A 3,716-nucleotide genomic window follows, 5' to 3' on the forward strand; every position below is an offset into this window, starting at 1 on the left:
GCCGTGCACGACCCCGCCGGCTCCCCTGATCTGGCGAAGACAGCGCCAACGAACGTGAGCAGCCGGCGACGCGACCGCTTCGAGGCGGCCCTGTGCCTCCACGGCGAAGGTCTGCCGACCAAGGAGATCGCTCGCCGTCTCGGCGCATCCCGCAACGCCGTGCGCCGCTGGGTGCGGGCGGGCCGGTTCATGCCCTACCGCCGCGCACCGGGTTCGAGCCTGCTCGATCGCCATAGCCCCTTCGTCGAGGCACGCTGGCGAGAGGGCCAGCACAGCGCCACCGTCCTCCACCGCGCGTTGCACGCGCAGGGCTTCATCGGCAGCTATGACATCGTCCGGCGCTGGGCCTCACGACGGCGGCAGGATGCGCCTGCGCGATCACCGTCCGCCCGGGTCCCCTCGACGCGCCGCATCACCCGTTGGCTCACCGCCGACCCGGCCGCACTGTCGCGGAAGGATCGCGCCTTCACCGAAGCGCTGTGCAGCGCCGCGCCGAAGCTGAAGCAAGCCGCTGAGGATATACGCGCCTTCGCCGAGCTCCTGCGCCAGAACGATCCCACCGGACTGACGCCCTGGCTGGAAGCTGCAGCCGCGACCGATCTCGGCGGCTTCGTCACCGGGCTCCGGCAGGACGAGCCAGCCGTGCGCGCCGCTATCGTCGAGCCCTGGAGCAACGGCCCCGTCGAGGGACAGGTCAACCGCCTCAAGCTGATCAAGCGAAGCATGTACGGTCGCGCCGGTTTCGATCTCCTGCGCCAACGCGTCCTGCATGCTTCATGAGCCGGGATCGGCAAAGCGTGATCGGATGCCAATCCTTCAGCACCGAAAGTGCAGAAGAACCCCGTTCCAACGCCTTTTGACAAAGCGGTTGAAGCAGGCGTGGGTACGCTCGACCACACAACGGTAGCGACCGAGCTTGTCGCGCCTCTCGACACTACGACGAGCAATGCGTGGCACGATCCCGCGCGCCCGGCATCCGTGCCGGCGCCATCTGGCATCGTAGGCTATATCGGCGTCCAGCTTGTCTGGATGGTGCAGCGGTCGTCCGCGTCGACCACTCCGAAGAGGCGGGATGGCATCGAGGGTAGCCACCAGCATGATGCCGTCGTGCCGACTGGCTCCGCTTAGCTAGAAGCCGAGCGGGGTGCCGGGCGCGTCGGTGACGAGGTGGCGTTTTGTGCCCCGCTTGCCCCAGTCCGGCGGGTTCGGACCGGTGCTAGTCTGCCATTTTTTTGGCCGGAACCGATGCGCTGTCCAGGCAAGCCCGGCTCCAGTCGATCTCACCCGCCGCATGCAGACGCTCCAGCGATATGTGATGCAGGCGGCTCCATACGCCCGCCGCTTGCCAATCCCGTAGCCGCCGCCAGCAACTCATGCCGTAGCCGCCGCCCATCTCGGCCGGCAGCATCTCCCACGGCAAACCCGAGCGCAGCAAGAACAGGATATCCGTGAGTACGACCTGGTTCTCAATCGGACGACGCTCGCCCTTCGGACGGGGCCGAGGCGGCGGCAGAAGCGGAGCGATCTCATTCCAGAGACCATCGGGGAGAAGCGGTCTGGCCATGCCAAACCAACGCTGAAAGCCTCGCTCCGCGCCGTTCCATTAGGCGCTCTGAGCCGAAGGCGAGGGCTCAGCTTCCCGGGAGAAAGCTCGAAGGCTGATCGAGACAATGCAACAGTGTGAGGGCCTCCTCGACGCCTCCGCCGGCTGTGCCGGTGTCGTGGACGTTACGAAGGCCGAGGCGAACGGCAGTGTTAACCTCCTCGTTCAGAAGCCCGATTCTGACACCAATATGCGCGCCTCAGCTGCCGGCGACCTGTTCAAGGACGTGGAGCTGCGGCGAGGGCGGACGATGGTGCCGGCCGGAGTATGAGCAGGCTTGCGCGACCGCCACCTTCTCAGCTGCGAGCCCAAGATTTTAATATTCCGTATGTAGCACTTTTGCTACAGACCTCATACCTAAAGCTTCTATATTGACTCGCGTAAATTCAACTGGGCTCTATTGATTCACTAGTATCGAATAAATATCATTGTAATTGAAGGCTTTTGATTTGCTTTCACAGAAAACACCTGAATAAGGCAAATCACTTTAAATACATTAATTCGGAGGAATGCAGAAATGTTCGCCCAACGGCGCGACGCCTACGTAATTCAGACTTTAAGCATACCCCAAGCGGCAGATCGGTTTCACGATTTTCGCAGCTTGGGCGGCAATTGTGAGTTCAGCTTTGTACAAAGAAAAGCGGGTTGTGAAGCCTCTGGCTTACTTCGATTTTCCTTCACTCCGATTGAGTCACTCATTCACGCATTAACTACAAACTTCAAGGAATTTGACGCTCCTGGAGATCTCTATTTAGAAGCGAGCGCAGGCAACACCTACTATTGCTTTAGCCGGCGCTACGCCATCTCGTCAAATTTGGCAGAATTTGTTGGCGACCGTGACCCGCACGAAGTTCTTGCGGAAGCTTATAGCCGCATTAAACATCTCAAACTTACGCTATTGGACGAGCTGGCCAATGGCTCAAAAATCTTTGTGCGTAGATTAATTTTAGACGAAACCGAAGAGCAGTTTGATCGACTCGCCGACGCAATACATCATCACGGTCCGTCGACAGTCGTTCTAGTGAAAGAAGACGCAAACGGGGCTTATCCGACATGGGATCATCAAACTGCCCGACCGGTAGCTCCGGGTGTCATTAAAGGCTCAGTGCGCAAATTTGCTCCTATGGAACGCGCTTGGGATGTTGATTTGGAATCATGGCTCTGGCTCTGTGATGACGTGTATACCCTGCATCATGGAGTACCAATAAATACTCTTTATCCAGTGCCGAAAAACCCGCAGGCTACCTTTCCCCCCGACTCAGACTGCACCATCATCAGAAATGCGAAGACGGGATCTGCTCCTACACGCGATCGGTCCCCACAACAGATCTTGAACAAAATAAATTTTACTTATTCCAAGCATGGGTTTGGGCACCAAAAGATTTTTCGGGAGGCGCAATTTTTGCGCTCGTTGGTCAAAATCGCCTTAAATATGAAGACGCGAATGTTTCAAAACGCGAATGCTGGCAACGCGTGTGGGCGGCCGGGCAATTTCAACATGACAATGACGTTTCTGCTCATGTAGGGCTCGCAGTACAGGCCAAGCAGGGAGATCAGATCTGGTCTTACGGAGCCCAGATGTATAGCGGATGTTATCCGAAATTTGTGAAGCGGCCCACTTTCCGGCCCTCAGTTCTTCAACTCCTCGCAAGACGTTGACGCACTTGACCTGCGGCAAATTACCTGGCTGGTGCGTCACATCAGGCAAGAGCATGGCCTTTAGAGATGTCGATGACAATTATAGCCTCTGGCACTATTTTCCGCGGCCTTCGCAGAAATACGCGCGACAAATCGCAAAGGCGGATTGAGCACCCGGTAATCTGGTCAAGGACGTAATGCTGATCAGCCGCGAACAATAAGACCGAGGCGAATAGACAATAGCGGTCGCCCGAGCACAGATTGAAATTTAAGGATGTTTGGCATCCATGCCTTTGTCTGAAGTCTCAAACTGAGTGGCTAAAATTATTGTGAGCGGCCAGTGCGATTGATCAAAAATTCTATTCACGAGAAAAATGGATGACTCCGTCGAGAAATCGATATTACAAGAAACAATTCTTGAGATGCCTCCGATAATATTAAGAACATATATCCTGTTATAATTCAATCGATTTTA

The 3,716-nt window shown here is 56.9% G+C and carries 2 protein-coding genes and 1 pseudogene; 2 read left to right on the forward strand and 1 reads right to left on the reverse strand.

What is annotated here, in order from left to right:
- Nucleotides 1-780: helix-turn-helix domain-containing protein (locus tag FV233_RS28650; RefSeq protein ID WP_187278262.1), on the forward strand; the 780-nt coding region annotated here is incomplete at its 5' end.
- A gap of 81 nt (nt 781-861) precedes the next feature.
- On the opposite strand, the pseudogene FV233_RS28655 reads toward FV233_RS28650, so the two are convergent.
- A pseudogene (locus FV233_RS28655) lies at nt 862-1,564 on the reverse strand (IS5 family transposase); the annotation flags it as partial.
- Between the two features lie 556 nt (nt 1,565-2,120).
- Between FV233_RS28655 and FV233_RS28660 the strand changes: the two are divergent.
- On the forward strand, nt 2,121-3,128 hold the full coding sequence (locus tag FV233_RS28660) for a hypothetical protein (protein ID WP_147899552.1): 1,008 nt from the start codon (nt 2,121-2,123) through the stop codon (nt 3,126-3,128).
- Nucleotides 3,129-3,716: the final 588 nt, after the last annotated feature.

This window comes from Methylobacterium sp. WL7 (assembly GCF_008040085.1).
GTDB lineage: Bacteria > Pseudomonadota > Alphaproteobacteria > Rhizobiales > Beijerinckiaceae > Methylobacterium > Methylobacterium mesophilicum.

Excerpts from the sequence above, each read along its gene's own strand:
- FV233_RS28660 (WP_147899552.1), top strand. The coding sequence starts at position 2,121 with ATGTTCGCCCAACGGCGCGACGCCTACGTAATTCAGACTTTAAGCATA.